This is a genomic window from Rhizobium sp. PDO1-076 (genome assembly GCF_000247475.1).
In the GTDB taxonomy this organism is placed as follows: domain Bacteria; phylum Pseudomonadota; class Alphaproteobacteria; order Rhizobiales; family Rhizobiaceae; genus Allorhizobium.
The window spans coordinates 1-2,087 of the sequence record NZ_AHZC01000235.1; the positions used below are offsets into that span (position 1 = coordinate 1).

At 52.5% G+C, this 2,087-nt stretch carries 1 protein-coding gene; it reads left to right on the forward strand.

Going from position 1 to position 2,087, the window contains the following annotated elements; translation table 11 throughout:
- Window positions 1-965: 965 nt before the first annotated feature.
- A complete protein-coding gene (locus tag PDO_RS13980) occupies window positions 966-1,940 on the forward strand; it encodes a hypothetical protein (protein ID WP_007602732.1) in 975 nt (324 codons plus the stop codon).
- The last annotated feature ends 147 nt before the right edge of the window (window positions 1,941-2,087 follow it).

Below are 2,087 nucleotides of genomic sequence, written 5' to 3' on the forward strand. Positions count from 1 at the left end.
ACGAGAGCGTCAAAGGCCAAAGCCGGTAACGCCGGCGCCGATATCCTTGCGCCCTTTACCGCCACACCCGGACGCTCAAACAAAATCGACGCAAAAGACCTGTCGCGCGCAGGTCTCATCATCCCGCCAGCTCCCGGAACCACCTCATCTTCGAGGCACTCGGATTTGGCATACCTAAAGCCCATCGCGTGAATTCAGAGTCCACGGTACATGATCGTGCGCGGGGTTCCCCCTCCCTCCGCTTTGCGCGGCGGACCTCTCCCCGCTTACGCGAGGAGACCCGAAACGCTGCGGATCTTGCCCTCTTCTCCCCGGCGGAGAGAAGGTGCCCGGCAGGCGGATGCGGGAATACCGCGCACTGTCGTGTACCGTGCTCAGATTAGCGCGACGGGCCTTCGCTGTTTGCTTTTATGCATGTCGCTATCCCGAAACCGCGGCACACTTGCGGGCGACATGCATTCGGGCGGTAACTGTCCCCGTCGTCCGGGCGGGGCTATCGCATATGAGAATTAGCTAAGTCGGATGCATCACTCGATTCTTTCGACTTCGTTCGTAGCACCAGTACTTCGAAGTAATTTTTCCAACTAAAGGCGGTATTTGCTTTCGAAAATGGTTGAAATTTTCGAAGGCAGCCTTCTCCGAGGTAGAATTACATAGAATCACAAATTGTTGTATGGAAACAGATAGTTACAACCAATACGCGATTGCCCTGGTCGTCCGGGTCAGCCACAGGATGCATGGGTACCAACCCCAAGTGCTGCAAACCTCTCAACGTCTGTGCTGTCTGGTACACCGCTTCTGGAAAAATGAAATATCGTTCGAAACCTATCGGGCGGCGGCTTCCAAGCTCACGCTCGATTATTGCCGAATGTTACTGTGCCGGTGTTACTGTGCCGGGCTCGTTATGGAGATCAACCGGCTTTCTCCCGGTTTGACCCAGGTTTTGCAAAGAAAGGATTGTCGTTTTGAACAAGTTATCTGCCACTGCTTCGTGTATGAGCAATTTCTCGCTTCCGTCTCTCGTGCAGGCAAGGGAGGCTATCCTGAGGGGCACGACCCGCTATCTTCCCTTTCATGGGCGGACCGTCAAACTGCGACTCAATGATTTCGTGCGGGGGGACAAACCGGATAGCAATGTTGAAAAGCTGTTAGGAATGCAACATGGGAAACTCGTCTCGCGACGGATCTGGTCTACCGCAAGAGATGTCCGCGACCTCGAATGTGAAATTCTGAATGAGCTTCACCAATCCATGTGGCGGGCGGGCGAAAGTAGTGACAACGTGCGCGAGCAGTATAGTGATTTTCCCCTCGAAGATTTTTCTAAAGCAGAAGGCCCGCTGCTAGCTGCGCTGCTGTGTGTGCTCGAAAAGAAACTTCCCCCACAAACGCAGAAGTTTTTAAAAATGGCGCCAGGACCGTCTTTTTTAAAGTTACACCAGCTCCAAGAACTTGGATCATTTTCAATAAGGCAGATGTGCCAAGACGAGGCTGACAACATCGCCAAGGCGGCGGCGCAGATTCATCACAACTGCCGACTGGTAAAGGAAGCATTAGTTAATAATCCGCGGTTTAAAACGTTATCGCAAGCAGATACTCTGAAAGCGCTTGATGCAGCTTACCTTGCGCTCAGTCAGGGAAAAGAGACGTTTTCGGACGTAATGACGCGAGACCCATGGGGGTTGGATCTATCCCCTGAGAATACGCAAATGCTCATTGAGGACGCCGTGAACTTGCTCAAGACGACTCATTACACTACAGTCACAACCAAGGATATGCTTGGGGCAAAGCTGGCTTGGCTTACCCATGTAGGACCGTCACTTATGGAGGGACTAGCTACGCTGGACGAAACGGCGTTTATAGAAACATCCTTAGGGATACCAGAAGGGGCGAAGTGGTATTCAGTCGCTCGCGACAACAACTTGGTTCAATTGAATCCCTAATGGGATTTGGCCAGAATGGATGCCCAAAAGAAGTAAGTGAACGAACTGGCGGGCATCCACCGTCGAGTAAGCCTCGAAAAAAATCCCGTGGAGCGTAACTAGGCCCACAGAAAATGGGATCAGCATCGTAAACCGCCCCCCCGTTTA